This is a genomic window from Chitinivorax sp. B, assembly GCF_005503445.1.
Taxonomy (GTDB): domain Bacteria; phylum Pseudomonadota; class Gammaproteobacteria; order Burkholderiales; family SCOH01; genus Chitinivorax.
Genome location: NZ_SCOH01000144.1, coordinates 1 through 1,601, shown reverse-complemented (window position 1 = coordinate 1,601; position 1,601 = coordinate 1). Strand labels below are relative to the sequence as shown.

The 1,601-nt window shown below is 51.7% G+C and carries 1 protein-coding gene and 2 pseudogenes; 2 read left to right on the top strand and 1 reads right to left on the bottom strand.

The window, feature by feature from the left end; genetic code table 11:
- Both FFS57_RS26040 and FFS57_RS26190 read left to right on the top strand, forming a co-directional pair.
- Window positions 1-147 (top strand): annotated as a pseudogene (locus FFS57_RS26040) (IS5/IS1182 family transposase); the annotation flags it as partial.
- 1,136 nt (window positions 148-1,283) lie between these two features.
- A pseudogene (locus FFS57_RS26190) lies at window positions 1,284-1,406 on the top strand (IS5/IS1182 family transposase); the annotation flags it as partial.
- Window positions 1,407-1,517: 111 nt separating this feature from the next.
- On the opposite strand, the gene FFS57_RS24875 reads toward FFS57_RS26190, so the two are convergent.
- The coding region (locus FFS57_RS24875) for an IS3 family transposase (protein ID WP_137940474.1) at window positions 1,518-1,601 on the bottom strand (84 nt) is incomplete at its 5' end.

Sequence of the window (1,601 nt, the reverse complement as noted above, 5' to 3'; positions counted from 1 at the left end):
CGTCGAGCCAAGGTTAAGCATGTGTTTTTCGATCTGAAAGTACGCTTCGGGTATGCCAAGGTGCGTTACCGGGGGCTGGTGAAGAACCTCAGCCGATTTTTGTGCCTGGCGGCTTTGTCCAATGTGTTGCGTGCCGACCACTATTGACTCCGCCAGCGGCTGATTGTGTCTTAAACGGGCTTTTGAGGTGCCATACGCGCCCAAATCACTAGGAATTCACTGAAGTTTGATGAAATTCGGTCTGACTCTGATTTGTGCAGAGATACCTTAAGTAAGCGATAATGTCCCACGAAATGAACTGGAGCGTTAGGCAATTGAGAAACCGAGTAATAAGGCATTTGTGTCACGGGCTTATCTCCCTGTCTTTGTTGGTGGCCGTGTTACCCGCCCATGGACAGAGTAGCGAATTGACGGAGCGCAAGGCGATCAGGAGCAGTGCGTTCACGGACGTCAAGAATGCAAACTTTGAACGTCTTGAAGCATTGGCGGAGGAATATCGTAATCCTACTGCGCGAACCGCCAGTGGCGTGTGGAAGCTGACTTATTTCTATTCAGGCATTGCCGCAGCGCTGCATTCTCAACGGAAAGATCCGGCAATCTGGTCGGCCAAGCAGAAGCTGGTCGCCAATTGGGTTCGCCGATATCCTAAATCACCGTCAGCCCATCTGGCTTATGCGGAAATGCTCGTCAATCGCGGCTGGGCCTATCGTGGGGACGGTTACGCCAACACGGTCGCTCCAGAAAACTGGAAGCCATTCAAACAATACCTGCAGCAAGCCCGCGAGTATCTTGAGAAAAACAAGCAGATCGCAGCCGCCGACCCGCAATTCTACGCTCAGATGATCAGCCTCGCCTCTGTACAAGGCTGGTCGGAAGCTGAACTAACGCCCCTCTTGGAAGAGGGCCTATCCCGTTTTCCTGAATATTACGGAATCTATTTTGCTGCAGTGAGATACTGGGATCCGAAGTGGGGGGGCAATGCAGCATCGCTTGAGCAATTTGCACAAGACGCGTTGAAACGTACTCAGCCATCAGAAGGGTATGGGATGTATACCCGGATTTACTGGTATGCATCGGAAAACCAATATGGCAATAACCTGTTCTCTGAGTCGCAGGCCAAGTGGTCTTTGATGAAGAAGGGTATCGCAGACATACTGGCTAAGTATCCGGACAACTGGAACATCAATAGCTTAGCCTTTTTTGCCTGCCTTGCTCGCGATCGCGCCGAGACAGCTGCCCTTGTCGAACGTATTGATACACCCATTCCAGAGGCGTGGGCTGATGCCCTGGAAAATTATCAACGCTGTCGTACCTGGGCTCAACCGCGCTCAAGGCCTGTTGACGAATAATGGTTATGTCGGGCACCCTTTGCGCAGGATGCCCGTGACATACTGGGAGAACGGGTATAGAAGAACTGCGAGCGTCAGTTGAATACTAGTCTGCAGTTCATCCATCTGGCCTGTCAAACAGCGCCCAAGACTTTCCAGGTGGGGGTGCGGCAAAAATCTTGGACGGGTTTATGTCGTCAGACCTAGGCGCTCTCGATATTCAATGGGACTGAGTGAGCCGAGAGAGAGCTTGATCCGTTTTTCATTGTACCA